We start from the raw sequence: 24,791 nt of genomic DNA, 5'->3' as shown, positions 1-24,791 counted from the left end.
AGGGAGAGAAACTTATGAATGATCAAAAAGTAATGTTTAGAACAGGGCTAAAAGATTCTATCGCAATTGTTGCAGGATTTATCCCAGCTTGCTTTACGTTTGGATTGGTCGGTAAGGGGTTAGGTCTAGGAAGTCTGGAAGTATTCTTATTGTCAGCGCTCGTATTTGCGGGGGCTAGTCAATTTATCGGTGTAAAAATGCTTGCCGCAGGAGCAGCCGCTCCAGTGATCTTACTGCTTACTCTGATCATTAACTTAAGATATTTGTTTATCAGCTTATCCTTTGGAGGGCAGTTAAATCGTAACATCAGTGTACTAGCGAGAACTTGGATTGGCTTCAGTTTAACAGAAGAGGTATATGCCGTTAGTATGATCCCACGAGAAGAAGTAAATCGTAAAACGGAGAATGAAAAAATGAACCAGCCATTAGGACTTCCTTATCTGCTAGGCCTACAAATCCCTCCCTATGTCGCTAACCTGATAGCAACAGCTTCGGGGATCACCCTTGCCTCCTATATCCCAGCTTTATATTTACCGGCGCTAAACACGTCATTATATGCCTTACTAATTGCACTTGTTGTACCTCAATTGAAAGGCAGCTTACGGAATATGGCTATATGTATATCAGCTGCAGGATCATCTTGGCTACTGAACCCTTTGCTGGGAAACTCTTCGATTCTTATAGCTATGTTGATCGGCATGGCAGTGGGTTCCTTAATTAAAGGGCAAGTCAAAGCGGAGAAGGGGGTATCCATATGACTATATTAATCATCATAGGTATGGCTGTTATTACATTTTTATTTCGTTTTGTGCCTTTACTGCTTACGAACCATACGAATGGTTCTTCCAAAGTCCAAGCGCTACTGGAGTATTTGCCCATAGCGGTTCTTAGTGCATTAACGGTACCTGGAATCATTCAGGTAGACCCAGATGTTAATCTTGTGGGTATCGCATCAGGGACTGTCGCTGTTATACTGGTATTAATTAGAAAAATTCCGCTGCCCTTCGTGATTCTAGGCTCTGTTTCCGCAGCAATACTCGTAAAAATGCTAACCCTATATTTTTAAATCAAAAGTCGGAACAGAAGGGGAGGACCTCTTATGAAGCATGATTTGCTGATCACACTCGATAAAGAACGACAGATACCATTTAGCCGTCAAATTTACGAGCAAGTTCGAAATGCTATCCATTCAGGAGCTTTAAGCGGGGGGGACCCCCTGCCTCCGTCTAGAACTTTGGCCAATCAGCTTGGAGTATCCAGAAGCGTGGTCCTTCAATCCTATGAGCTTCTACAGGCAGAAGGGTATCTGGAGATGAGAAAAGGGGCGGGAACGTTTATTGCGGAGTTGACGTTGGAGGAGAAAGTTACAAAAGATTATGAGAGCCCTTACAATTTTATAACGAAGGGACCTGATATCCTTACGCTTAATCCTCCTTCTACTAGAGAAGTTGATCATTTGAACCCGGTATTTTGCGATTTTCGACATGGTGTACCTGCTTGGGATGCGTTTCCTATGGATCAATGGCAAAAAGCTTTAATGAATGCATGCCGTCGCGCTTCACCGGATACTTTAGGCTATGGCCCTGCGGAGGGTTCACTGGGACTACGCAGAGAAATTGCTCGTTTATTACGTTCCACGCGGTCTATGCCCGTTGTTCCAGAACAAATCGTGATTACTTCTGGAGCTACGCAAGCTCTTGATATTTTATCGAGGATTTTCTTATTTAAAGGTGATCAAGTCATTGTTGAAGATCCATCACATAGCGTTGTGCGTGAAATATTTTCTTTTGCTGGGGTAGAGGTCATACCTGTTAAAGTAGATCAAGATGGCATCTGTGTGGAAGAGATCCAGACAAACAGTGATAACGATAAAGAAGGTAATCTTAAAAAATCGCCAAAGCTAGTCTATGTTACGCCTTCTCACCAGTTTCCTTTTGGGACGACACTGTCCTTGAAACGAAGAGTTCAGCTGTTGGATTGGGCGAAAGCTAATCATGCTTTTATTATTGAAGACGATTATGACAGTGAATATAGATACGAGGGTCCGAAATTATCCGCGCTTGCTGGTCTAGATGTTGAGGGTCGAGTCATTTATGTAGGCAGCTTTAGTAAAGTATTATTTCCTTCTCTGCGGATAGGTTATGTTGTGCTGCCTCCGGCTTTGCTTCAACCTTTTTTGGCCGTTAAATGGATTACAGATCGCATGTCTTCTGCTTTGGATCAGGAAGCTTTAGCTGAATTTATTCAGAATGGTCACTATGCAAGGCATGTTACACAGATGGGTAAGCTGTATGCCTCTCGTAGAGCCTGTCTCGTAAATAGCTTGAATACTGAATTTGGGAGTCGAGTGCGATATTATGGCGAGGAAGCGGGGCTACACTTACTGATTGAGCTGGAGTCGGATGCCGAAGAGAATCGTATAGCTGAAGTGGCGCTCCGTTACGGAGTTCGTGTATATCCTGCATCCTCTTATTTTCTGGAGAGTAAACCTAAGGGACCTGTGTTTCTACTAGGCTATTCTAATCTTACTGAGAATCAGATTAAGATGGGTGTGAACAGATTGATGTTAGCCGAAGTAGAAGCGACAGTTAGTAGTAGTCATTTGTAATAGAAATGTTGGAACTTTATCATATAACTTGTATGTTCCCTCTATAGTTTCAGCCTTCAGACATTCATAATAAAAGGTGAAGTTATTTCTAATTCTGGAGGTTCTTATGAAACGCTACATTATAGGAATTGATCTCGGTGGAACGAATATCAAAGCAGGAATTTATGATTTCGATTTTATAGCTGTAAAAGAAATATCTACACCTACAGAGGCAGCCAAAGGCCCGTTACATGTGCTGGAACGGATTAGAGAAGCTGTACGTTTGATTACGGTTGAAGCGGATATTTCGTTAGATTTAGTAGAAGGTATGGGAATCGGAGTGCCCGGATTACTTGATCCGGTAGCGGGCATTTCTTTTTTCTCGCCTAATTTTCCGGGGTGGGAGCAAGTACATGTTGTTGACGTGATGAAGCAGTTTTATGATTTCCCTATTTTCATTGATAACGATGTAAGGGTTAATCTGTATGGAGAATGGCAGCAAGGTGCAGGCAGAGGTTATAACAATCTAGTTCTGATTACTTTGGGAACGGGTTTAGGATCGGGTATTGTGAACAACGGGAAAGTAATCTACGGCACGTCTTATAGCGCTGGTGAAATTGGGCACATGAATATGTACAGGAACGGACGACCTTGTAAATGTGGGAGCTCGGGCTGCTTGGGACGATATGTCTCCGCGCTTGGCATGGTGAACACTTTTAAAGAGAAGCTGAAGGAAGGCCGAACCAGCATGATTCAGACCTGGACAAATAATCAAGAAGAGCAAATTACCGCGCTAATGATATCTGAAGCCTACGAACTCGGAGACGCTCTCTCTATGGAGGTCATGCAGGAGACAGGGACTATACTTGGCTTTGGATTAGCGAATGTAGTGAATATGCTCAACCCTGATCTTATTATTGTAGGTGGGGGGATGGCAGCAGCGGGCGATAAGTTGCTCCAACCTGTAAGAGAAACTGTAAGTCAGCATGCGTTGAAGCTATCTGGAAGTAAGTGTGAAATTGTTCAAGCTTCGCTGGGAAGTCGGGCCGGAACTATTGGTGCTGCCTCTTATGCATATAGTAAGCTTAAAGAAGCAGAGTAGCTAAAAATAATTGTTAATTTAGTATGAACTGGAACCAGATGGAGCCGCCCGGAATACAACAGTAATAAAATCCGTGGAGGTGCTCATATGTTTGCAATCATGCAATTAATAGGTGGGGTGATCCTGTCTTTGGGATGGATTCCTCAAATTATTCAAATCCTTAAATCAAAATCCGTAGCCGATTTAAATTTAAAGTCGTATTTACTTATGCTGCTCGGTATTAGTCTAATGGAAGCATATGCGATAAGTTTGGCGGTTACGGGAGTAGGTTTAGCTTTTTTGATTACGAATACGATGTCCTTATGTGTTGTGTTGCTGGTTATTATTCTAGTGCTTAAATATCGAGCAAGATCATGATTGAAGTTAAGAAGGTAGGAAACGGAATGACGTACAGTTATCGAAAAGCCGCATCTACGGATTATGCCGCAATATGACAAGAACAAGATTTGTACTGGCTATGAAATATTATTGTTTCACCCGATTATAGAGGTAAGGGAGCCGCGGAGTATTTGATTCGTACCATGCTTGCTGCTGCTAAAGAGGACTTACAGCTTCAAGAGTTACATCTAGTTTGTCATAATGTGAATACTAAAGGGATGTTATTATACTCCAGGTTAGGGTTTAAGCCGTATGAAATTGTTAAAAGAACAAGTCCTCATGAAACATTCATCGCTGGAATCTTTATGAAAATAGAGCTAACTTAGGTTAGTAAATGTGGAGGTACATTTGAGCGAAAAATATTTTACATACGAAATCGATGCAGTAACTTTTCAATTGCAAGAGCCTTGTGATTTTGCTTGGTTATCTAAACTTGGCAGGGTGTTCAAAGTGTTCGATCAGCAGGACTCGGGAAATCTTTCTTTTGGTGTGGAGAAGGAGGGTCAGAAGTATTTTGTGAAATTTGCTGGTGCAAAGCCTTTGACTTACGATGGGAACTCCTCGGATGCTATTGATAATTTGATTAAAGCTATTCCGTTGTATAATATGCTTGAATCTGAAACACTGATCTCTCTGGTGTCACATTTTGAAGTTGGAGAAGGATATGCAGCGGTGTTTGAATGGTTTGAAGGTGAATGTTTACATTCGCATTGGCTGTTTGCGGGAGAAGCTAAGTTGAGCCATCCGGAATCGCCTTTTTACCGCTATAAGCAACTATCTATTGAAAAACGTTTAGCATCCTTAGACGTAATCTTTGCATTTCATGAACATGTTGAGTTGCAGGGCTATGTCGCTGTCGATTTTTACGATGGAAGTATTCTTTATAATTTCGCGAACGATGAAACAAGGATTTGTGATATTGATTTTTATAGAGCTAAGCCAACTGTAAATGACCTGGGAGAGAACTTCTGGGGCTCATCGAGATTCAAGTCACCGGAAGAGTTTATCTTGGGTGCACCGATTGATGAAGTTACCAATGTATTCAATATGGGCGCAACAGCATTTGTTCTTTTAGGAGGAGCCTCCGACCGGTCGTTTGCAAAATGGGAAGCAAGCCAAGCGCACTACGATATTGCTTTACGGGCGGTTAGCCTGGAGCGTGAACACCGGTATCAGAGTGTGGCGGAATTTAAATTAGCTTGGGATAGAGCAGGAATTGTTTGAGGTTTGTGGGAAATGAGAACTGCTTAAGCTGTAAGATAAGAATGATAGCCCTGCTATTGTCACATGATATGATTTATAAATAGAACAAGCAGGAGGGATTTCATTGAAAAGAGACATTCAGCATGTTCCCTACGGCTATGAGCCACCGGTTGAACAACGTAAAGGGACGTTAGTGTTTTACGATTCTTTTGAACATATAACAGATCAGGAGCTTGTAATCGCGGCAAAAACGGCCACCGATCGGCGTTTCACTAAGCTAGTGCTATATCCGCTTCATGAAGAAACGGTGAGACGGATGACCAAAGAGCCGGTGAGCGCTTATTATAAGCGTGAGGACCGGCTGCATGAATGGAAGAGGGAGCAAGGACTTAGCTTCATCACGGTAGAGAGTTTGGAGGGAAAGCGAAAGAAATATACTCCGCTTGATTCCGCGCTTCGGCATCTTGCAGAAATCTATCCTTCGCCGATTTTTCTGTATCTAACACCTGAGGTGGCGAATCAGTTTGCGTCTTACTCCTCTTTTGAAGAATGGATTGTAAAGATCCGCTTATTGTTACCATCTGCACCTTCATCACTTCATCCAAGGCTACTAAAATTTCGCCATCGCTGGGATGTTGTTGGAGAAGAGAAAGATTAAGATTTAATGTGTGCTGCTCTGTTTACGTCTGTAATTGTACATTCTCCACTGATAATGGATAAAACATCCGATGCAAAAACCAAGTATCGCAACAGTGGCTGCCACTGCAACTAGCGCTGTGAAAATATAAGCAGCAATCGTCCACCCCGCGATGAAGCTGATCAGACCACCTGTGAGACAGAAGACAGCAATCGTTTGATTGAACTGTTGCTGTGACCAGTCTTCGAGTACATAGTGCGAACGTTCTTTTGTCAGAAACTTAGCAGCCAGTTTAATAATGGGATTATAGCCGAACAAGAGTCCGAGCAATCCGGCAAACAAGGGCAGCGCAAGAATCCAGTGCTGTCCTGTTAGCCATGTCAATATTACAGAAATGACGATAAACGCCTGATTAGTCTTTACTAATGGTCGTGGAATTCCTTTGGGCACGTCTTGCATTTTATTCACACCTTTCTTATTGGAATAATTATAGTATACGCTGAGGTTGAGGGAATGGGAAGTAGATTACTTTGAATTTAAGTAATTTATATGTTGACATATCTCTTAAAAATATGGTTTTATTATGTAGACCAATTGTTATAATGCAAAGGAAGTGTCAGCTTGTCGAACAAGCCGAATACGCGTGAGGCGATTCTGGACACCGCTTCGAAATTATTTTTTTCTCAGGGATATCATGCAACAGGACTAAATCAGATTATTAAAGACAGCGATTCACCGAAGGGATCTCTTTATTATTACTTCCCCCACGGTAAAGAAGAGCTGGCTTTAACATGCATTAACCGGACTAGTCTAACAGTCGCTCAGAAACTGAACTGTCATATGGAGAGCAGCAATAGTGCAGCTGAAGCAATGGAGGATTTTATTCTAGGCATGGCTATGGATGCAGTGGAATCTTCATTTGAGGGGATTGTTCCATTTAGTTTTTGGTTAGCGGCGGAGACCTCTTGTATTAGTGAGGAGCTGCGGACTGCATGTAAATCTGTGTTTATAGACTTGCAGGATGTGATCAAGAAACGCCTTCTGGAAGAAGGTGTGGAGAGCAACACTGCAGCCGATAAGGCTTCAGTAATAGTCTCATTATTTGAAGGAGCGCTTCTTCAGACGCTGACTTTACGGGATGAACAGCCGCTTCTCGCGGCGGCGAAGATTATCCCAGCAATACTTGGTTAGAGATAGACAATAGATAAGAACATCAGGGGGATTAAGAGTGGAAGCAACTATGCAAGGAAAGCAACAAAAGGAAGTAAAGAAGTTTAAAACCATTCCGATTCTAGTCTCTTTACTACTTGCAGGATTTATCGGAATGTTCAGTGAAACCGCACTGAATGTAGCTTTAAGTGATCTTATGAATGTCCTTCAAATTACTCCAGCAACAGCACAATGGTTGACGACGGCTTATCTGCTTACACTGGGAATTCTAGTACCGATTTCGGGTATGCTGCTTCAGTGGTTCTCGACTAGACAGTTGTTTGTTGCTGCATTATGTTTTTCAATACTTGGAACGTTTTTAGCTGCAGTATCACCTAGTTTTGAGTTCCTATTAACAGCGCGTGTGGTACAAGCAATGGGTACAGCGCTTCTTTTACCACTTATGTTCAATACGATCCTTATTATCATTGCTCCTGAAAAACGGGGTGCCGCGATGGGGATGATAGGGTTGGTTATCATGGTAGCACCAGCGATCGGTCCTACTATTGCCGGTCTTCTAATTGAAAGCCTTAGCTGGCACTGGATCTTCTGGCTGTCACTACCATTCCTGGTTATCGCATTGATATTCGGGATCCTCTTCATGCAGAATGTAACGAAGGTTACGAAGCCGAAGATCGACATCCTCTCCATAGTGTTATCATCAATCGGGTTTGGTGGAATCGTGTTTGGTTTCAGTAGCGCCGGTGAAGAAGCTGGTTGGGGAAGTCCAAAAGTAATCATAGCTATCGTAGTAGGTGTGGTATCACTCTTATTGTTCGGTTTGCGCCAAATGAAGATGAAGCAGCCTATGATTAATCTGCGAGCTTTTAAATATCCAATGTTCTCCATTGGTGTGGCTATGGTGTTTATTTGTATGATGGTTATCCTGTCATCCATGTTGATTCTTCCAATGTATCTTCAACAGGGTCAAGGGTATACAGCGTTCAAGGCAGGCTTGCTGCTACTTCCAGGAGGGATTATTAACGGATTGATGTCCCCAATCATGGGTCGACTGTTCGACAAATACGGTCCCAAATGGCTCGTTATTCCAGGCCTGATTATTGCAGCTACAGCTTTATGGTTCTTCTCCAGTATTACTGTAGCTTCTACGGTCGTATTCGTAATCGTACTTCACAGCACGCTTATGATTGGTGTGTCGATGGTATTTATGCCTGCACAAACCAACGGAATTAACCAGTTGCCGTTAGAATTATATCCAGATGGTACAGCGATCATGAATACATTGCAGCAGGTTGCTGGTGCGATCGGTACTGCATTAGCTGTCAGCATTATGTCCGCAGGTTCTAAGAGTTATTTGAAGACTGTGGCCGATCCAGCCGATCCAGCTAATATGTTGCCTGCATTCACGCAAGGTGTACAAAATGCATTTATTTTTGGAATGAGTATGGCGATTGTAGGTCTAATTCTTGCATTCTTCGTGAAAAGAGTAGTCGTTAATCATAAAATGAATACACCAATGCATTAATCATTAAATTTGTAAAATCCCCTTACGGTAGATAGTGGAGAAGGTTCATGTACGTATGAACATACCACTGTTAATCGGAGGGGATTTTTTAAATCATAACAAGAAAGAGGGACCTCTCCCCGGTAGAATACCGAGAAGCGTCCGCCACCTAACTTCTTTTTAAGAAAAATGCTGGGCTATATTAGTCAGATACTCTTCTTCATCTGTATTTTCTTTCATATGAATGAGCATTTTTGCATCTTCTCCAACAATGTACCGGAATTGACTTGTCCCATCAGTGGCGGCTTGATATATTGTTTCCGCAACAATTTCTGGAGGCGAAGCATAGGTGGGTTGTTTTTCCATCTCACCCAATTTACCCAAAAATGCAGTAGTAAAGGGTTTATAATCCGTTAATGTATCATTAAAAAAGAACTCCATCGATCTTCCACCAAAGTCCGTCTGAATAGCACCTGGTTCAATTAACTTAACTTTAATGTTCTGTGATGCTAATTCATAAGATACGGATTCAGAAAAACCTTCTACGGCGAACTTCGTTGAATGATACAGAGACATTGTAGGAAAGGTTACTTTTCCACCCATAGAAGAGATATTGATTAGCAAACCATCTTGATTAGATCTAAAATGTGGCAATATGGCTTTAGTCATACTGATAAGACCAAACACGTTCACTTCAAACTGCCTTCTGATCTGCTCATCTGTAGCTACTTCTATAAGACCCATTGTTCCATAACCAGCATTATTGAGAAGAACGTCAATTTTACCGAACCGCTTAATCGCTTCCGCTAACGCAGGTTGAATTGTATCTGATTTCTCAACATCAAGCTGTAAAACCAATACATTATCAAGTGTAATAAGTTCACTTTCTTGTTCAGGGGAACGCATCGTGGCTACGACGTTCCATCCTCTTTCAGCAAAATGTTTTGCTGTAATTCTCCCAATGCCAGACGAAGCACCCGTTATAAAAATTGTTTTCATTAACAATTCCTCCTAAAAGTTTTCTGAGCGTTACATCTTCACTTGGTACGTACAAAACTTACTTCGTAAGCACTAACTGCTCCATGTTTGACAACCCTTCGGCAATGATTTTGAGCTTTGCTTTATATTCTTCAATGCCAATTTGGATACAGATGATCTGTGCTGGATGCATTTCATCTTTATAAAGTGAATACTGCTCAAGTAACTGATCTAACTTATGTTGTGATTCCTCCTGTACCTGCTTCAACCAAAGAATAACCTTGTCATACCCAACAAATTCACCAAAGTATAGCCTCATCATAAAATCAGATTTCTTAATACTGTCAGCCTCTAGTGGGGCTAGCAAATAGGCGTTAAAACTATCTCTTCCTTTATCCGTGATGTTTAAAAGATTCTTATTAGGCTTACCTTCCTGCTGCACATTTTCCTTAGTTATCAAACCCTCCTTTTCCATGCGAGCAAGTGTGGGATAAATCGTTCCATAACTAGAACTATAGAAATTAGAGAATACATCCTCCAATAACTTTTTTATTTCGTAACCAGTCTTCGATTCTTTCATAAGCATGCCTAAAATAACATCCTGACTGTTCAAAATAGCACCTCCTTGTTGTTTAGAAATATTTGTATATCATGCTTATAATATATCGGTTAGATATATATTGTGTCAATATATATTGAATAAATATATCTGTTTTATTTTTTTTAGGATATTCATTTGTCAAAATCATTGTGTCTAATCCTGATAAATAAGGTGAGGAACATAAAACTCCAGATTGCTAATGTAGTTTTTTACGTACTAAAACTGTGGGAACTTTACATACATAGATTTACGATGTATAGTTGTCCTAGGTATACAAGAATAAAAAATATTCGTGATATTCAGATATATTAGTCACTGGAGTTATTTAGAGATCAGGAGGTGTAGACCATTGAAAGTAAGTAAAGAAATGCTGAAAGGCAGTACGGGTACGTTGATTCTGACTCTTTTATTGGAGAAACCATTATATGGTTATGAGCTGATCAAAGAGCTGGAGCTGAGATCAGAGGGTGTTTTTTCTTTGAAAGAAGGAACCTTGTATCCGATTCTGCATGCGATGGAAAGCGAACGTTGGGTGGAAGCCTACTGGATGGAGGTAGACGGAAGAAAGCGTAAGTACTATAGATTATTGGATGACGGTAAAGAGAAGCTCAAGGAGAAAAGGGCAGAATGGGTTATGTTCAAAGGTGCAGTTGATTCTGTTCTGGGAGAGGGGGGTGTATGATGAAAGAGAGGCAGCAGCAATTTTTGGACGAAGTATGTGCAGAGATTAAAGCGAAAAAAACTCATCCAGAGATACGCCAAGAATTAGCTAGTCATCTAGAAGATTTGATCTGTGAAAAAGAAGCGACCGGCATGCCCCGGGATGAAGCAATAGCTTGGGCAATCGCACAAATGGGGAACCCGCAAACGTTAGGGAAGGAACTTCACCAAATACATAAACCACGAGTTCCTTGGGGATTGTTTGGAGTTATTGCTTTGTTGTCCGCGATTAGTTTAATCGGAATGGGCTCAGTGGATGCTGGCTATAGTGATATTGTTAAAGGTTCTTTTTTAGATAATGCGCTTAGACGGCAGTCCATAAATATACTCATTGGGATTGTATTGATGTTTGGATTGTATTTCATTGATTTCAGAAGATTAAAGGGACTTTCATGGGTGTTATATGGATTATCTATAACAGGAATTTTAACAAGTATGTTCTGGGGAGTAACAGTAAATGGAATTAATTATGGTCCTTCTATATTTAACATTTTACCTGACATGACATCCTATCGTCCTTTTATGCTGATTGTCGCGCTAGTAGGGATTCTAGTAAATAGTAGGGAAGCAGCTATCAAGAAAACTTGGCGAAGTGGGCTGTTCGAAGTAGGTATTTTGTTACTCCCCGCTTTGTTGCTTATCTCTTTAAACGCTCTTCCAGAGTTAGTGTTGTATCTTGTCTCCTCACTAGTACTGTATTTATGGATTATTCGCGATTGGTTAAAGAGCGTCGTGTTGTTAGGGTTCTTTTTAATAGCTGGACTACTTTTTATTATAAATAGTGAATACTTACTGGCTAGATTCATAAATGCTATAAATCCATCTTTAGATCCAGAAGGTTATGGATATATTTATCAAGTCATGCGTGAAGTGATTAGCTCAGCTGGTTGGTGGGGTCACGGATTCGGATCAGTAGAACAAAAGCTGCCGTATGTCTACTCCGATATGTTGCCAGTCTATCTTATCCATTGCTTTGGTTGGGCGGGTGGATTGCTTCTGGTAGCTGTTATAACCTGGCTTTTCATTAAGCTTCTTTCAACGATACGAGCGATTCGTGAACCTTACGGACAGGCACTTGTTGTTGGCTTAGCATTTTTTCTTGCCATAAGATTTGCCTATGGTCTTGCTGTTTTGAGTGGGGGAATGATGCTGACCTCAATTCCATTTCCTTTCCTCAGCTATGGGAGTCATGTGTGGTTTGAATATGCTGCGATTGGACTTTTGATGGGCATTTATCGTAGGAAGGATATTGAAGGCGTCCAAGATAATACTGTGCTGGATTAGATTCAGGATCTTCCCGTATGTCTAAATATTAAGTACAATTACATATATGGCAAAAGGGAGGTCATCTATTGAACTGGAAAAAATCCGGCTTGTTAAGTATTGCTATAGCCCTTGGTTCAGTGACAGGATTCAGTACTTTGGGTATAGAGCCAGTATCTGCCGCAACGGCAACGGAATCTGCAGGCGTTTATAATCAATTCCAGCAGTATGTACAGAAGTCGACATCTCTTGCTAACGCACGTAATTATTTAATTAACCATATCAAAGAAGTGGATACCTGGGCAGCGACTCAGATGACACTTCAGCTCGAGAATGCACAGAAGGCACATTTATCTGTATACTCAGAAAAGGTTTTTCCGGACAAGATGCAGAAAGAGATAAACAGTGCTTTTTCCAAAAGCAAAAATCTAACCTATACCTCACTCTTTAATACGATCAAAGATGCCAACGTACGCAATGTGTTAATTGAAGGCCGGGATAAGGGATATAAGCTGGAGACCAGTGAGGGCATGTACTATCCGGTGATGCATTATGAGGGATTTAAGATCTTTAAGCCGTATATTACGAAGGACATCGCAGCTTATATTGACATCATGGCCACCGAATCTAATCAACCGAGTGTATCTGATGCAGCGATTGTAATCAGTTGGACCGAGTTAACGAATAGAGCGCTTGCAATAGAGGATTTTGTGACGAAATATCCTGCTTCTAACCGTTCAACCGTTCTTCAAAAAGAACTTCTCATTGCAACGTCCCGCTTATTGTATGGAACAAGTAATACACCTGCATATGACTATGATGAGCAAGTTATCAAACCAGAAGTAAAAAAGGCGTATGAGAATGCACTGAAAAACAGCAAAGTTGATACTAGAATTCTTTCGATTTTAGAAAAGCTACTACAATTACTTAATTCTACGAATAATAAATTCACTCCTGTAATAGAAAAATTTCTAGTTGAAACCGTAAACTCGTAATTATTAGAGTATGTAAAGACAACATCTGAGAAGAGGCTGGATTAATTGAGAATAGGATCAAAAGGAATAAGAATCGCTGTTTTCGCAGTCGTGCTGTTGTTGTGGACAAACAGTATGTTTATGGGTAGTGCTGATGCTGCTTATGTCGGCTCTTCAACAGACTCTGTGCTGCAGCAAATGCATATGGAGAAGAAGAACCATTTACCGCAAGGTTTTGTCTATCTGGATGAAGTGATTCCAACGGCACAATATGAGATTCGATATTACGGAGATAATAATTTTGTGGGGAAGCGGATTGATGGCTACAAGGCGCCTTTAGCGATATTCTCGCGGACAGCGGCAACAGCTTTGAAGGCTGTAAGTGAGGATTTAGCGGACAAAGGGTATATTCTTAAAATTTATGATGCTTATCGTCCGCAGACGGCGGTGAATCATTTTGTAAGATGGTCACAGAATGCCGTCGATACTAAAATGAAACAGCAATATTATCCGCGACTGGATAAACGTAATCTATTTAAACTTGGTTTTATAGCTAAAAAATCAGGCCATTCCAGAGGTAGCACCGTCGATTTAACGATCGTAAATAAAGAAACGGGAGCTGAAGTAGATATGGGAAGCCCTTTTGATTTTTTCGGAGACATCTCCTATTACGATACGCCCTTAATCAACAAGACTCAGAAAGCAAATCGGGCGATCCTCAAAGAGGCGATGGTAAAACAGGGATTTAAACCTTACAGCAAAGAATGGTGGCATTTTACGTTGATCAAGGAACCTTATCCTAAACAATATTTTGACTTCAAGGTGGAATAACCTAGAACTTGAATGTCCATGTAAGAAGCGATTCACTTTTTTTGTTGAGCTTTACTACCATTAGGATTAGCAGATGCTGGAAACGCACATAATACTAATAGTCAAAAAAAGGGAGGTTTCGAACGGATGAACAAAATCGCGGTTGTTGTAGTGTTAAGTGTACTGTTATTGGTAAATGGATTTGGAGGAACTACCTCTTCTACGGCTTGGGCAGATGCTAGTGAAGTAAAGGTGGTTTTGAATGGTCAGGTTCTGAAATCAGATCAATATTCAGCGTATCCAAACGGTTCTACGGTCATGCTACCCCTTAGAGAGGCATCAAGCGTCTTGAAATATCAAACCACTTATCAAAAAAGTACGGACACCATTACATTAAACGGAGTCAAACAAAAGATTGAATATAAAGTAGGAAACGACTATATTACCATTAATGATAAAGAGAAAAGAGACTTTAAGGATAATGTTGTGTTTAGGAAGGAACACTTATATGTTCCGCTCTCTTTTTTCACTAGTGTAGGACTGGTAACCTCTTATAATGCTGAAGCTAATCTAGTGGAAGTTTATGCGCCTGAGGTTACAGCAAGTGTGATAGCGGGACTGCTGAGCACTGGACAATTTCAAGAGTTAGAGAATCGATTCTTTAGTGATGAAATGAAGCGTTCGCTTTCCACTACGGGTTTACAGAAATATTGGGCTGATTTTACTGCACGAGCTGGTACTTACCATGGGATAAAGTCTACTGAAAGTATTCAAAAAGAAGATCAAATGTCAATACAATGTGTACTTGGCTTTGCTGTAACGGATGCGTCCCTTGAGTTTGTTCTCAATAAGTCTGGTAAGATTGTTGAATTAAAAGGAAACCTTCCTTCCATTTAATCTTGAGAATAATAAAGATTTAGGTTTAGAACAACAGGCTATGTGTGCGTCCCTTAAGAAGAGATTTCTTCTTGGAGCCATGCATAGCCTTTTTTGTGTTTCAATAAACATACTGAGATGAACGTAAATGCAATGTATTTTTATTGTAAAAAAGGGTTTTATTTGTTGACTTTCACATTCATCGAAGGTAAATTAAAATTTGAAATAATTGTTAAAGCATTTAACTAAATTAGAGAAAAGAGTGGAGTACTGGATGACAAAATCAATTACTCAGAGTAGCCCGACAGAAGAACGGCCCTTCTCGCTAAGAGCGATCCTCCCCCCGCTTCTTGCTATTATCGTCGGAATGATTATGGTTATTCTGGATGGAACCGTCGTGAATGTGGCTATACCCAAACTGGTGGACTATTTTTCTTCAGATTTAAAAACGATTCAGTGGGCGATTACAGGTTACACGTTAGCTTTAGCTGCTGTAATACCGCTCGCAGGCTGGATGACAGATCGCTTCGGTTCTAAACAAGTGTTTCTGGTGACGCTCACGTTGTTCATTCTCGGCTCCATGTTATGTTCTGTGGCTCAAACTTCTTCGCAGCTTGTTATTTTTCGTGTGATCCAAGGACTTGGTGGGGGGATGGTAGCTCCTATTGGGATGGCTATGGTGTTTAAGTTAGCTCCAGCAGAACGAAGAGGATCGATTATGGGAATGCTTGGGATTCCCATGCTGCTTGCACCTGCACTTGGCCCGATATTGTCCGGATGGCTTGTTGAATATGTTAGCTGGCATTGGATCTTCCTGATTAACGTGCCGATTGGGATTGTTGGTATTATTCTTGGTGTTAAGTATTTGCCCAAGACGGAGAAGATCGGTAAAGGCAACCTCGACATACTTGGCATTATACTGGCACCGATTGCGTTTTCCATGCTAGCTTATGGAGTAAATGAAGGCGGGTCGAATAGTTGGTCATCGACTCCAGCAATCCTTGGATTATCTGTTGGGGGTGTTGCACTGATTCTATTTATAATCGTTGAGCTGCGGCATAAACAGCCTTTGCTGGATCTGCGCGTCTTTCGCTCCTCAGATTTCACCCGCGGCATTATTTTAACATGGGTCATGCAAGCCGCACTGTTTGGTTCCATGCTGTTCGTGCCGCTATACTTACAGCAGATTCGGGCTTATACACCACTAGAGACGGGGCTGATTCTGCTTCCGCAAGCTTTAGCTTGTGTAATCGGCATGCCGCTTGGTGGTAAATTGTTTGATAAGATAGGGGCACGACCGCTGGCTTTTGTGGGTCTGAGCATCATTACAGTTACCCTATTCCTACTGTCTGGGATTTCGATGACTACAAGTCTAAACACCATTATGATGTATCTTGCTTTATTAGGATTTGGGATGGGTATAGCGATGATGCCACTCAATACACATGTTCTAAATGCCGCACCGCGTGAATTGGTGAGCCGGGTCACATCGCTTACAGCAGCGGCACAGCAGGTGGTTGTGGCCTTTGCCGTAGCAGGCTTGACGGGTTATCTGACAAGTCAAATCACTGTGCATATGGGAGCATTGAAAGCAGGAAGTAATCCTTTATCGGCAGCAGTTCTAGGTTTTGATGATGTATTTTTTCTATCTGGTTGTATAGCTGTAGTCGGTGTACTTATGAGTATTATCCTGCGCAAACCAAAGCTTTCCTCGAATGATTCCTCCTCCGAAGAGAGTCAGAAAGCAGATGCAGCAATGATGATGGGACATTAATTTATACGATAATCTTAGATAATAAAAAAAGGCGTCGTTCAGCTTGTATAGCTAACGACGCCTTTTTTGTATGAGAAAATCATCCTATAGATGTTCTGGTTTCTTCTGAGCCCACCTAGGGCTGAATGTAACTTTACCGAGTAGCTCCGATGCTACAATGCCTAGTAGAACAAGAGCTGCACCAGCATATCCTTGTATCGATAGCTTTTCAGCGGCGAACCAATAGCCAAACAACGCGGCGAATACCGGCTCAAGGGAGAAGATCAGTCCGGTGCGTGTAGGTGAAGTATATTTTTGAGCAATGGGTTGTAGGATGAAGCCACAGGCACTACAGAGAATCCCAAGTGCGAGGATCGCAATCCATGCTGGTAAGGTCGAAGGAAGCGAAGGTGTCTCGAATAGCGCAGATAACACTAGAGCAAACCCTCCGGCAAAACCCAACTGTAAGATTCCAATATTCAGTGAATCACACTCTTTTACAGCCTTGCCTGTAAATAAGATCTGTACCGCATAGAACACCGCCGAAAGAATACAGAGGAAGTCACCTGGTCCAATTTTTAAGGTAGCATTTAATGTAAGAAGTCCAATGCCAGCTATAGCGAGTACGGAGCCAAAGACTTGCGGAGGTGCAACTCTTTTTTTGAAAAGTATACGATCTATTATCGGTACAAATATGACCGTCAAGGCTACTAAAAATCCAGCGTTGGAGGTTGTCGTAGTCTTCAGTCCGAACGTTATACATGTGAACACGCCGAGGAGTAAGAATCCGAGTAGAGCACCATATTTCAATGTTTTGATGTCAACTTTTCTTAAACGTTTGTGGAAGATCACTGTGGCTAATATAAAAGCAAGTCCGAAGCGGAGTGCAATCAGATTGAATTCGCCTAACGTGCCTAACCCCATTTTCATAAATATGTAGGAGGAACCCCAAAATAATGTTACAACTAACAGCATCAGCTCAGCTTTGAGCGGTTTCATCGCGTCATCCATCCTTCTTCATTTTCAACTCAATTCAGTATAATACGGCTCTATACATAAGGTAACTGAATGTTTATCATAGGATACATGAGTAAAACTTATGTAAATTAAAAAGGTGAGGGATAGAGGTTGAGCATCAATAAGTATGAGATTTTTCTAAAAGTTGTAGAGCTAGGTAGCTTAACAAAAGCAGCAGATGTACTGGGCTTTACGCAATCTGGAATTAGCCACACGATTAGTAGCTTGGAGATGGAATTTGGTTTCACGTTATTAATTAGAAATAGATCTGGCGTTAAATTGACGGTAAACGGGGAGCAAGTACTACAGCCTATCCGTGAAATTCTGAAGTGGAATGAAAAATTGAAGCAGGAAGTAGCAGATATACATAGGCTAGAGGTCGGGACCATTACCATCGGTACATTCACGAGTGTATCCGTGCATTGGCTGCCAGGAATGATTAAGCAATTTCGCAGTGAGTACCCCTATATCGAAATCAGGTTGATGGAAGGTGGTTATTTAGAGGTTGAGCAATGGATCGAGGCTGGAGTCGTTGACTGTGGTTTTATTTCTCTGCCCACGCGTGAGAAGTTCGAAGTGATTCCCTTAAAAAAGGACCGGATGTTAGGAATCGTATCCAAAGAAAATCCGCTTAGTGCAGAACCTTTTCTCTCCTTATCCCAAATTGCTAAAGAGGATTTCATCATCCCGAAGGCAGGTTCAGATTATGATGTAAGGCGTGTACTGGATAAGGCGGGCATCAAACCGAATATTAAGTTCTCAGCAGGTGATGATTATGCCATTATGGCCATGGTGGAGAAGGGACTTGGAATTAGTATTTTGCCAGAGCTTGTATTAACCCGTCAGAATTATAATGTAACGATGCTTGAATTGGAAGAACGTAGTTTCAGATCACTTGGAATCGCTGTACATTCTATGAAATACGCCTCTCCCGCCACTAAAAAGTTCCTAAAGCATGTACAAGCGTGGTTGATGGGGCATCCCTGAACCTTAAGAATACACCGTTTAGAATGAGCAAAACCCCTGATTAATTCAGGGGTTTTATTATGAATGAATATCCAAAATAAGGGTTGACGAGGGACTTTGTTCATGAGAGAATGTACGCGCGTACATTTACTAAATGCGCTTTCGTAGGAGGGATTTTTATCGCCAGCCGTAAAGAGGTTGCCGAGCTTGCCGGAGTGTCAGAAGCCACAGTCTCTCGCGTGTTAAACAACGTAGGCCCGCTCAAGGAAGAAACGAAGGAACGTGTGTTGGCAGCTGCGCTCAAGCTGGGATATACCCCTAGTTCACTCGCGCAGAGCTTTGCTCGTAGAAGAAGTGGGCACCTTGGTGTAGTAATGCCTTATTTGCCAAATGCACGCTTGTTCTCCACTTATTATTTTTCAGAAATATTAAATGGAATTGGGAGTAAGGCGCGAGAAGAGGGTTATGATCTGTTAATGCTGTTTCGAAATGCCGAAGAGAGAGTGGACTATAACGAATTGTTTAAGATCCGGAAGATTGATGCTTGTATTGTACTCGGTGCCAAAGAGGATCCAGGTGAGATAGCCTCACTTCGACGTTTGAAGGAGGAAGGTCATCCGTTTTGCCTGATTAATCAGCATTTTGAAGGAGAGACTTTTCACGAGGTGGATGCTGATCATGTCGAAGGAAGCTGGCAAGCGGTCAGGCACTTACTGGATCAGGGCTTTACGAGGATTGCCTTTCTAAACGGGCCAGCATCTTATTCGAACAGCCGAGATCGTTTAACTGGTTATTTGAGCGCTTTGGAGGAGTCTAACCTTCCTTTAGATGAATCACTTCTATTCGAAGGTAACTTCAGTCGTAAAAGCGGTGCTATTGCTGCCAAGAAGATGTTGCCTCTGCTGAATGAGATTGATGCCATTGTAGCGGCCAATGATCGAATGGCCATTGGATTGCAGCAAGGCCTACAGGAACTAGGCATCCCAAGAGATCGCATCCCAGCCATGGTGGGTTATGATGATTCAGATGCTGCTGAGCTTACTACACCAGCCTTAAGCAGTGTGCGTGTTCCCTTTTATGAGCTAGGAGAAATTGCTGTATCTAAGGTATTAGAATTGCACGGGAATAGTCGCTCAGAAATATCACCCCCCTCCCAAATCATCCAGATTAAATTACCGACTGAACTAGTAATACGAGCTTCATCTAAATCTAAGAAATCTGAGGAGGAATAAGATGAAACAGCTTCGCATTGGAATGATCGGTTATAAATTTATGGGTAAGGCGCACAGTAATGCTTATCGCAGTTTGCCAATGTTTTTCCCGAAAGCGCTTAAACCTGAGATGTCTGTGATTTGTGGACGGAATGCTGAAGCGCTTGCAGAGGCTGGCACTCAATTAGGATGGTCGGATTGTGTTACGGATTGGAAAGATCTAATCGCTCGTGAGGATATCGATCTTATTGATATAAATGCCCCTAGTAATGCACATAAGGAGATTGCTCTAGCAGCAGCTAAAGCTGGTAAACATATTTTTTGTGAAAAACCACTCGCACTGACCTTGGCGGATTCCCGTGAAATGCTGCAAGCCGCTGAAGATGCAGGGGTTACACATATGGTTGGTTTTAATTATCGCTTTTCACCGGCGGTTAGACTTGCTAAGAAGCTAGTAGAGAGCGGGCGGCTTGGGAAGATCTATCATTTTCGGGCTTGGTTTCTACAAGACTGGATTATTGATCCGGAGTTCCCGTTAGTGTGGAGATTGCAGAAGGAGATTGCGGGTTCAGGCTCACATGGTGACTTGGGTGCGCATCTCATTGATCTGGCACATTTCTTAGTAGGTGATGTGAAGGAAGTAATCGGTATGAGTGAGACCTTCATTAAAGAACGTCCACTTGCTGCTGAAATGACCGGATTAAGTGCCAAAGGGGATAAGGATGCTCCTAAGGGCAAGGTAACTGTAGATGATGCCACATTGTTTTTAGCCCGTTTTGATAACGGTGCCTTAGGTAGTTTTGAAGCTACAAGATTCGCAGCAGGTCATCGCTCTACCAATTCTTTTGAGATCAACGGAAGCCTTGGAAGTGTGAAATTTGATTTCGAGCGAATGAATGAACTCGAGGTTTATTTAACCTCAGATACAGAGGATGTTCAGGGCTTTCGGCGTGTGCTAGCAACGGACCCAGCTCATGAATATGCGGAGGCTTGGTGGCCGCCGGGTCATACGATTGGTTTTGAACATACGTTTATTCACGAAATGTTGGAGCTTTCTAACGCGATTGAAGAAGGACGTCAGCCTGTACCTAATTTCCATGATGGAGTGAAATGCCAAGCTGTGTTAGAAGCGGTAGAACGCTCTATTGAACAGCGCCGGTGGGTCGATATCTCTGAGATGTAATCAACAAAAATGCGTGTTTGAACAATCTCTATTAGAAGGAGTGCGAAAGATGAGAAAAGCATTGATAGTATGGGGCGGTTGGGATGGTCATGAGCCTGAACAGGTAGCTGATATATTCGCTAAAGTACTGCAAAAGGAACAATTTGAAGTTGAGGTATCGAATACACTTGAGGCTTTTGCCGATGCGGAGAAGCTTCTTGAACTAGATTTGATCGTTCCGGTATGGACGATGGGTACAATCGAACAGAATCTTGTGAATAATGTCTCGGCAGCTGTCCAGAACGGAACGGGTCTTGCGGGTTGCCATGGCGGGATGTGTGATTCTTTCCGAAATAATGTGGATTGGCAGTTTATGACCGGGGGGCAATGGGTAGCTCATCCCGGCAATGATGGTGTGAACTACACCGTAGAGATTTGCCAAAGCTCAAGTCCTCTCGTAGAAGGATTAGAAGACTTCACCGTTTGTTCAGAGCAATATTATCTGCATGTAGATCCAGCTGTAGAAGTACTTGCAACGACTCGTTTTCCAGTTGTTGAAGGCCCACATTCTTTCAACAAAGCCGTGGATATGCCAGTAGCCTGGACCAAACGGTGGGGTCATGGCAGAGTGTATTATAATTCACTCGGACATCATGCCGATATTGTAGCTATGCCACAGGTAAAGGAAATGATGCGCAGAGGACTGCTATGGGCTGCCGAGGGTAAAGTTCGCGCACAATCCCAAATTTCAGCGGTTAGTAGTAGCTATAGCGGAATGGCAGACAGTCAATAATCTCTGGGAGCGATCAACGAATGGATAAAGTCAAAGTAGGAATTATCGGATGCGGTAAAATCAGTAGCATATATATGGAGAACTGTCAGAAGTTCGAGATTCTTGATCTAGTTGCATGTGCGGACTTGGACTTGGAGAGAGCGAAGGAACAAGCCGATAAATACAATATTCCAAGCGTTTACACCACAGAGCAATTACTGAATGATCCGGAGATAGAGATCGTTATCAACCTGACGATTCCAGCTGTTCATGCGGATGTATGCCTGAAAGCTATCGAAGCGGGTAAACATGTGTATGTTGAGAAGCCACTTGCTGTGACGAGAGAAGAAGGACGCGAAGTTCTGTCAGCGGCTCGAGAAAAGGGCGTACTAGTAGGCAGCGCGCCGGAAACATTCCTTGGAACCGGCATTCAGACGGCGCTCAAATTGATCGATGAGGGTGTAATTGGTCAGCCCGTTGCAGCCACCTCGTTTATGATGGGGCGTGGACATGAGCATTGGCATCCAGATCCAGAATTCTACTATGCCGCTGGTGGAGGTCTAATGTTCGATATGGGACCATACTATTTGACAGCATTGGTGCAGTTATTGGGTCCAATTCGTACGGTTAGCGGGATGACTGGTAAAGCGCTAGTCGAACGCACGATTACAAGTGAGAAGAAATCGGGTAATAAAATTCCTGTTCAAATTCCAACTCACGTTGCCGGAACATTAAGATTTGAGAATGGAGCCATAGCAACGCTGATTACAAGTTTTGATATCTTTGGCGGCAGTAACCTGCCGCATATAGAAATCTACGGAACACTTGGAACGATTCAAGTTCCGGATCCTAATAACTTTGGCGGTCCGGTGAAATTCAGGCTCATGGGTCAGAATGAATGGACAGAGCAAACGCTGTTATCTGGATATGATCAAAATACACGCGGAATTGGTCCAGCGGATATGGCATATGCCATTCGGACGGGAAGAAAGCACCGCGCCAGTGGAGAATTGGCTTATCATGTACTAGAAGCGATGTGGGCATTCCATGATTCTTCAGATACTCATTCATTCTACGAAATGAAGAGTACCTGCACCCGTCCTGAAGCTCTTCCGATTGGACTCGCTCCTTATACATTAGATTAGAGAATTCATTCTGAATCTGCAACCTATCACTTCCAATCTCCGTTTGAGAAGATAAAGAGTGAGGGAGTGACAAGGATGCGTAAGTGGCTTGGTGGCTGGATATGGATTTCTGTTATTATACTATTCATAAGTGGATGTTCAGAAGATCAACAATCGAATAAGGAGCCGGCTCCAGCTGTTGCAATTACTGCAACTCCAGATATCTCGCCTACTGCGAGCGCTGGAATAGAAGATCCTAAAGCTGAAAAAGTGCTTTACTCCAGTGATCCTGAAGCGATTAAAGCTTTCCTATCCGCTCAGAAGATTCCTAACGGAGATATCTATCTACAGGATAATAAGGTTCATATCAATATAGTGGGTTTGAACTCGCAGATTGAGCAGCGGTTTGCTCAGACTTTCGCGGCAGGTACTTATGAGCTCCATGATGTTAAATATTCGATGCAAGAGTTATTAGCTGCACAAGAGCTTTTGCATAAACAAGAACTCTATCAGAAGCTTAATCTATACGGTTCCGGTGTGGACACGATTGGTAATAAAGTAACGATTACAATTCCATCTGATTATGCTGAAACGGCCATACTTGAGATAGAAAAATGGATCGCTCCTGATATGTTGACCTACGACATTTCAGAGCTAGGCGAACCACATGTAATAGGTCAAATCGTAGATATCGATACCAAACAGGCGAAGCGGATTCTCATCCTTGAACCTGGCATGGAAGATCCCTCTTACTGGTTCTCATTCAATCAGAAGTCAACAATGTTTAATGAAGCTGGAGAATCGATTAGCTTTAAGGATTTGAAGGTTGGACAGCAGGTTGAGCTATGGAGTACCGGTATGGTGGATGAATCTTTTCCCGCGCTTGCAAGTGTGCGGAGGTTACAGCTTAATGCTACGGAATAATCCAATAGCCAGCACCGTTTGGGAGAGGCAAACGGTGCTATTTTTCGTGAATAGAGAGAATCGCCTATTTTCGAACCCCTGAAGGGGTGATCCCTTTGTACTGCTTGTACAGCTTGGTAAAATAATTGGGATTGTCGCAGCCGACTCTACCTGCAATCTCAGTCACTGTAAAATTGGTCTCGAGCAGCAATCGCTCTGCTTCATTTACTCGGCAAAGATTAACATAATCGATGAAGGTTCGACCTGTTAGCTTCTTAAAGGTTTTACAGAAATGATATGGATTTAGATTTACGGATCTTGCGGCGCTTTCTACGGTCATTTTGTCATCGAAATGATTCTCCATGTACTCTAGAAGTGGCTTAAAACGTTCGCGATTAAAGGAGTGCCGCTCATTCGTTCTACCGGATACTTGTTCAGGTAGAAAGGTGCGAGAGAGCAGCACAAAGAGTAAATGCAGTTGATTCTTGATGACCAGTTGAAAAGCAGGTCCCTTCTGCAGTACTTCATCAACGATGGTATCCAGAAGAGAAAAATATGTGGAGCAGGTCGGAACAAGCTCTGCAGGTTTGACCGGCAGCTGATAACGATTCTCTAAATAAGGGATTACAAACTGCTCATGCTGAGGATCCTGCTTCCAATCTTTAAATAAAGAACTATGGAATACGACGGAGATAAAACGAACATGATCATCCCGCAGACTGTACCCAACATGCAAACCTCCAGAGGGAACAAACAATACCTCTCCGGCATGCAGTTCATAGGGCTTGCTGTCTATGTGAAAAATGGCGCTGCCTTCTTGCATAATGATGATTTCGAAATGCTCGTGCCAGTGTAAATACAGGATATTCTGACCGATCTTTGCGTTCTTGCATTCATTAAAAAATAAACGGAATGGATACGTTTTTTCTTCTAATTGAGGATATTCTTTAAGATCATTAGGATAACTCATAATTCACTCAACTCCCACAAGATACGACTATATAAACACAAGATAATAAGAGTTTTAAGCTCAGAAGCAGTATATACTCGGGTTATAGCACTTACTATAAACCAATATTG

At 42.2% G+C, this 24,791-nt stretch carries 27 protein-coding genes; 22 read left to right on the top strand and 5 right to left on the bottom strand.

What is annotated here, in order from left to right:
• Nucleotides 1-14 precede the first annotated feature (14 nt).
• The 8 genes from MKX35_RS21020 to MKX35_RS20990 all read left to right on the top strand — a co-directional run bounded on the left by MKX35_RS21020 (nucleotide 15) and on the right by MKX35_RS20990 (nucleotide 5,928).
• Nucleotides 15-758, top strand: a complete 744-nt coding sequence (locus tag MKX35_RS21020) for an AzlC family ABC transporter permease (protein WP_076286403.1) — start codon at nucleotides 15-17, stop codon at nucleotides 756-758.
• On the top strand, nucleotides 755-1,066 hold the full coding sequence (locus tag MKX35_RS21015) for an AzlD domain-containing protein (RefSeq protein WP_076298902.1): 312 nt from the start codon (nucleotides 755-757) through the stop codon (nucleotides 1,064-1,066). The genes MKX35_RS21020 and MKX35_RS21015 overlap by 4 nt, the downstream gene beginning before the upstream one ends.
• A 33-nt stretch (nucleotides 1,067-1,099) precedes the next feature.
• Entirely contained in the window at nucleotides 1,100-2,608 is a 1,509-nt protein-coding gene (pdxR, locus tag MKX35_RS21010; RefSeq protein WP_076286402.1) for a MocR-like pyridoxine biosynthesis transcription factor PdxR, read from the top strand.
• Nucleotides 2,609-2,714: 106 nt separating this feature from the next.
• Nucleotides 2,715-3,689, top strand: a complete 975-nt coding sequence (locus tag MKX35_RS21005; protein WP_076286401.1) for an ROK family protein — start codon at nucleotides 2,715-2,717, stop codon at nucleotides 3,687-3,689.
• A gap of 87 nt (nucleotides 3,690-3,776) precedes the next feature.
• Entirely contained in the window at nucleotides 3,777-4,046 is a 270-nt protein-coding gene (locus MKX35_RS21000) for a PQ-loop domain-containing transporter (RefSeq protein WP_076286400.1), read from the top strand.
• Between the two features lie 107 nt (nucleotides 4,047-4,153).
• Complete coding sequence (locus MKX35_RS31940) at nucleotides 4,154-4,393, top strand: GNAT family N-acetyltransferase (protein WP_081382796.1); 240 nt, start codon at nucleotides 4,154-4,156, stop codon at nucleotides 4,391-4,393.
• A gap of 22 nt (nucleotides 4,394-4,415) precedes the next feature.
• A complete protein-coding gene (locus tag MKX35_RS20995; RefSeq protein WP_076298903.1) occupies nucleotides 4,416-5,291 on the top strand; it encodes a serine/threonine protein kinase in 876 nt (291 codons plus the stop codon).
• A gap of 103 nt (nucleotides 5,292-5,394) precedes the next feature.
• Nucleotides 5,395-5,928: a hypothetical protein gene (locus MKX35_RS20990; RefSeq protein WP_042187799.1), complete on the top strand. Its 534-nt coding sequence runs from the start codon at nucleotides 5,395-5,397 to the stop codon at nucleotides 5,926-5,928.
• Nucleotides 5,929-5,931: 3 nt separating this feature from the next.
• Here MKX35_RS20990 and MKX35_RS20985 read toward each other — a convergent pair whose 3' ends face one another.
• Nucleotides 5,932-6,366: a DUF4395 domain-containing protein gene (locus tag MKX35_RS20985; RefSeq protein ID WP_076298904.1), complete on the bottom strand. Its 435-nt coding sequence runs from the start codon at nucleotides 6,364-6,366 to the stop codon at nucleotides 5,932-5,934.
• 162 nt (nucleotides 6,367-6,528) lie between these two features.
• Here MKX35_RS20985 and MKX35_RS20980 point away from each other — a divergent pair, with 162 nt between their 5' ends.
• Both MKX35_RS20980 and MKX35_RS20975 read left to right on the top strand, forming a co-directional pair.
• Nucleotides 6,529-7,098 carry a TetR/AcrR family transcriptional regulator gene (locus MKX35_RS20980; RefSeq protein WP_076298905.1) on the top strand — a complete coding sequence of 190 codons (570 nt, stop codon included), beginning with the start codon at nucleotides 6,529-6,531 and terminating at the stop codon, nucleotides 7,096-7,098.
• A gap of 49 nt (nucleotides 7,099-7,147) precedes the next feature.
• A complete protein-coding gene (locus MKX35_RS20975) occupies nucleotides 7,148-8,602 on the top strand; it encodes a DHA2 family efflux MFS transporter permease subunit (RefSeq protein WP_042193817.1) in 1,455 nt (484 codons plus the stop codon).
• 159 nt (nucleotides 8,603-8,761) lie between these two features.
• Here the strand turns inward: MKX35_RS20975 and MKX35_RS20970 are convergent, their stop codons facing one another.
• Together MKX35_RS20970 and MKX35_RS20965 are read right to left on the bottom strand one after the other, a co-directional pair.
• Nucleotides 8,762-9,580 carry an SDR family oxidoreductase gene (locus tag MKX35_RS20970; RefSeq protein WP_076298906.1) on the bottom strand — a complete coding sequence of 273 codons (819 nt, stop codon included), beginning with the start codon at nucleotides 9,578-9,580 and terminating at the stop codon, nucleotides 8,762-8,764.
• A gap of 58 nt (nucleotides 9,581-9,638) precedes the next feature.
• Nucleotides 9,639-10,172 (bottom strand): PadR family transcriptional regulator, encoded by a 534-nt coding sequence (locus MKX35_RS20965; protein WP_076298907.1) that lies wholly within the window; start codon nucleotides 10,170-10,172, stop codon nucleotides 9,639-9,641.
• Between the two features lie 337 nt (nucleotides 10,173-10,509).
• Between MKX35_RS20965 and MKX35_RS20960 the strand changes: the two genes are divergently transcribed.
• From MKX35_RS20960 to MKX35_RS20935, 6 genes are all read left to right on the top strand, one after another.
• Entirely contained in the window at nucleotides 10,510-10,842 is a 333-nt protein-coding gene (locus MKX35_RS20960; protein WP_076298908.1) for a PadR family transcriptional regulator, read from the top strand.
• Complete coding sequence (locus MKX35_RS20955; RefSeq protein WP_081382797.1) at nucleotides 10,839-12,164, top strand: FtsW/RodA/SpoVE family cell cycle protein; 1,326 nt, start codon at nucleotides 10,839-10,841, stop codon at nucleotides 12,162-12,164. Before MKX35_RS20960 ends, MKX35_RS20955 begins: the two co-directional genes overlap by 4 nt.
• 68 nt (nucleotides 12,165-12,232) lie before the next feature.
• Nucleotides 12,233-13,138, top strand: a complete 906-nt coding sequence (locus tag MKX35_RS20950; RefSeq protein ID WP_076298910.1) for a hypothetical protein — start codon at nucleotides 12,233-12,235, stop codon at nucleotides 13,136-13,138.
• A gap of 45 nt (nucleotides 13,139-13,183) precedes the next feature.
• Complete coding sequence (locus MKX35_RS20945) at nucleotides 13,184-13,948, top strand: M15 family metallopeptidase (protein WP_218641855.1); 765 nt, start codon at nucleotides 13,184-13,186, stop codon at nucleotides 13,946-13,948.
• A gap of 126 nt (nucleotides 13,949-14,074) precedes the next feature.
• The gene (locus MKX35_RS20940; protein ID WP_076286390.1) at nucleotides 14,075-14,824 is read left to right on the top strand and encodes a stalk domain-containing protein; all 750 of its coding nucleotides are present in this window, start codon (nucleotides 14,075-14,077) and stop codon (nucleotides 14,822-14,824) included.
• 253 nt (nucleotides 14,825-15,077) lie between these two features.
• Nucleotides 15,078-16,577 carry a DHA2 family efflux MFS transporter permease subunit gene (locus MKX35_RS20935; protein WP_042187809.1) on the top strand — a complete coding sequence of 500 codons (1,500 nt, stop codon included), beginning with the start codon at nucleotides 15,078-15,080 and terminating at the stop codon, nucleotides 16,575-16,577.
• 84 nt (nucleotides 16,578-16,661) lie between these two features.
• On the opposite strand, the gene MKX35_RS20930 is transcribed toward MKX35_RS20935, so the two are convergent.
• Nucleotides 16,662-17,555 (bottom strand): DMT family transporter, encoded by an 894-nt coding sequence (locus MKX35_RS20930; RefSeq protein ID WP_042187811.1) that lies wholly within the window; start codon nucleotides 17,553-17,555, stop codon nucleotides 16,662-16,664.
• 129 nt (nucleotides 17,556-17,684) lie between these two features.
• On the opposite strand from MKX35_RS20930, the gene MKX35_RS20925 reads away from it, so the two are divergent.
• From MKX35_RS20925 to MKX35_RS20900, 6 genes are all read left to right on the top strand, one after another.
• Entirely contained in the window at nucleotides 17,685-18,560 is an 876-nt protein-coding gene (locus tag MKX35_RS20925) for a LysR family transcriptional regulator (protein ID WP_076298911.1), read from the top strand.
• A 110-nt stretch (nucleotides 18,561-18,670) separates the two neighbouring features.
• Nucleotides 18,671-19,771, top strand: coding sequence for a LacI family DNA-binding transcriptional regulator (locus MKX35_RS20920; RefSeq protein WP_179086669.1), 1,101 nt, complete (start codon nucleotides 18,671-18,673; stop codon nucleotides 19,769-19,771).
• 1 nt (nucleotide 19,772) lies between these two features.
• Nucleotides 19,773-20,933 (top strand): Gfo/Idh/MocA family protein, encoded by a 1,161-nt coding sequence (locus MKX35_RS20915; protein WP_076298912.1) that lies wholly within the window; start codon nucleotides 19,773-19,775, stop codon nucleotides 20,931-20,933.
• A 49-nt stretch (nucleotides 20,934-20,982) separates the two neighbouring features.
• Nucleotides 20,983-21,705, top strand: coding sequence for a ThuA domain-containing protein (locus tag MKX35_RS20910; protein WP_076286385.1), 723 nt, complete (start codon nucleotides 20,983-20,985; stop codon nucleotides 21,703-21,705).
• 20 nt (nucleotides 21,706-21,725) lie between these two features.
• On the top strand, nucleotides 21,726-22,829 hold the full coding sequence (locus MKX35_RS20905; protein WP_076298913.1) for a Gfo/Idh/MocA family protein: 1,104 nt from the start codon (nucleotides 21,726-21,728) through the stop codon (nucleotides 22,827-22,829).
• A gap of 75 nt (nucleotides 22,830-22,904) precedes the next feature.
• Nucleotides 22,905-23,732, top strand: coding sequence for a hypothetical protein (locus tag MKX35_RS20900; RefSeq protein WP_076298914.1), 828 nt, complete (start codon nucleotides 22,905-22,907; stop codon nucleotides 23,730-23,732).
• A gap of 64 nt (nucleotides 23,733-23,796) precedes the next feature.
• Here the strand turns inward: MKX35_RS20900 and MKX35_RS20895 are convergent, their stop codons facing one another.
• Nucleotides 23,797-24,681, bottom strand: a complete 885-nt coding sequence (locus tag MKX35_RS20895) for a helix-turn-helix domain-containing protein (protein WP_042187825.1) — start codon at nucleotides 24,679-24,681, stop codon at nucleotides 23,797-23,799.
• Nucleotides 24,682-24,791: the final 110 nt, after the last annotated feature.

This window comes from Paenibacillus sp. FSL R5-0923, assembly GCF_038009145.1.
Lineage (GTDB): Bacteria > Bacillota > Bacilli > Paenibacillales > Paenibacillaceae > Paenibacillus_AQ.
Note: the sequence above shows the minus strand (reverse complement) of the source record. Positions and strands in the feature narration are given on the sequence as shown.

What these genes read in the sequence shown, in the direction of transcription:
- MKX35_RS21020 (WP_076286403.1), top strand. Translation starts at nt 15, where the DNA reads ATGAATGATCAAAAAGTAATGTTTAGAACAGGGCTAAAAGATTCTATC.
- MKX35_RS21015 (WP_076298902.1), top strand. Translation starts at nt 755, where the DNA reads ATGACTATATTAATCATCATAGGTATGGCTGTTATTACATTTTTATTT.
- pdxR (WP_076286402.1), top strand. Translation starts at nt 1,100, where the DNA reads ATGAAGCATGATTTGCTGATCACACTCGATAAAGAACGACAGATACCA.
- MKX35_RS21005 (WP_076286401.1), top strand. Translation starts at nt 2,715, where the DNA reads ATGAAACGCTACATTATAGGAATTGATCTCGGTGGAACGAATATCAAA.
- MKX35_RS21000 (WP_076286400.1), top strand. Translation starts at nt 3,777, where the DNA reads ATGTTTGCAATCATGCAATTAATAGGTGGGGTGATCCTGTCTTTGGGA.
- MKX35_RS20985 (WP_076298904.1), bottom strand. Translation starts at nt 6,366, where the DNA reads ATGCAAGACGTGCCCAAAGGAATTCCACGACCATTAGTAAAGACTAAT.
- MKX35_RS20975 (WP_042193817.1), top strand. Translation starts at nt 7,148, where the DNA reads ATGCAAGGAAAGCAACAAAAGGAAGTAAAGAAGTTTAAAACCATTCCG.
- MKX35_RS20970 (WP_076298906.1), bottom strand. Translation starts at nt 9,580, where the DNA reads ATGAAAACAATTTTTATAACGGGTGCTTCGTCTGGCATTGGGAGAATT.
- MKX35_RS20955 (WP_081382797.1), top strand. Translation starts at nt 10,839, where the DNA reads ATGATGAAAGAGAGGCAGCAGCAATTTTTGGACGAAGTATGTGCAGAG.
- MKX35_RS20940 (WP_076286390.1), top strand. Translation starts at nt 14,075, where the DNA reads ATGAACAAAATCGCGGTTGTTGTAGTGTTAAGTGTACTGTTATTGGTA.
- MKX35_RS20935 (WP_042187809.1), top strand. Translation starts at nt 15,078, where the DNA reads ATGACAAAATCAATTACTCAGAGTAGCCCGACAGAAGAACGGCCCTTC.
- MKX35_RS20930 (WP_042187811.1), bottom strand. Translation starts at nt 17,555, where the DNA reads ATGAAACCGCTCAAAGCTGAGCTGATGCTGTTAGTTGTAACATTATTT.
- MKX35_RS20920 (WP_179086669.1), top strand. Translation starts at nt 18,671, where the DNA reads ATGTACGCGCGTACATTTACTAAATGCGCTTTCGTAGGAGGGATTTTT.
- MKX35_RS20915 (WP_076298912.1), top strand. Translation starts at nt 19,773, where the DNA reads ATGAAACAGCTTCGCATTGGAATGATCGGTTATAAATTTATGGGTAAG.
- MKX35_RS20910 (WP_076286385.1), top strand. Translation starts at nt 20,983, where the DNA reads ATGAGAAAAGCATTGATAGTATGGGGCGGTTGGGATGGTCATGAGCCT.
- MKX35_RS20905 (WP_076298913.1), top strand. Translation starts at nt 21,726, where the DNA reads ATGGATAAAGTCAAAGTAGGAATTATCGGATGCGGTAAAATCAGTAGC.
- MKX35_RS20900 (WP_076298914.1), top strand. Translation starts at nt 22,905, where the DNA reads ATGCGTAAGTGGCTTGGTGGCTGGATATGGATTTCTGTTATTATACTA.
- MKX35_RS20895 (WP_042187825.1), bottom strand. Translation starts at nt 24,681, where the DNA reads ATGAGTTATCCTAATGATCTTAAAGAATATCCTCAATTAGAAGAAAAA.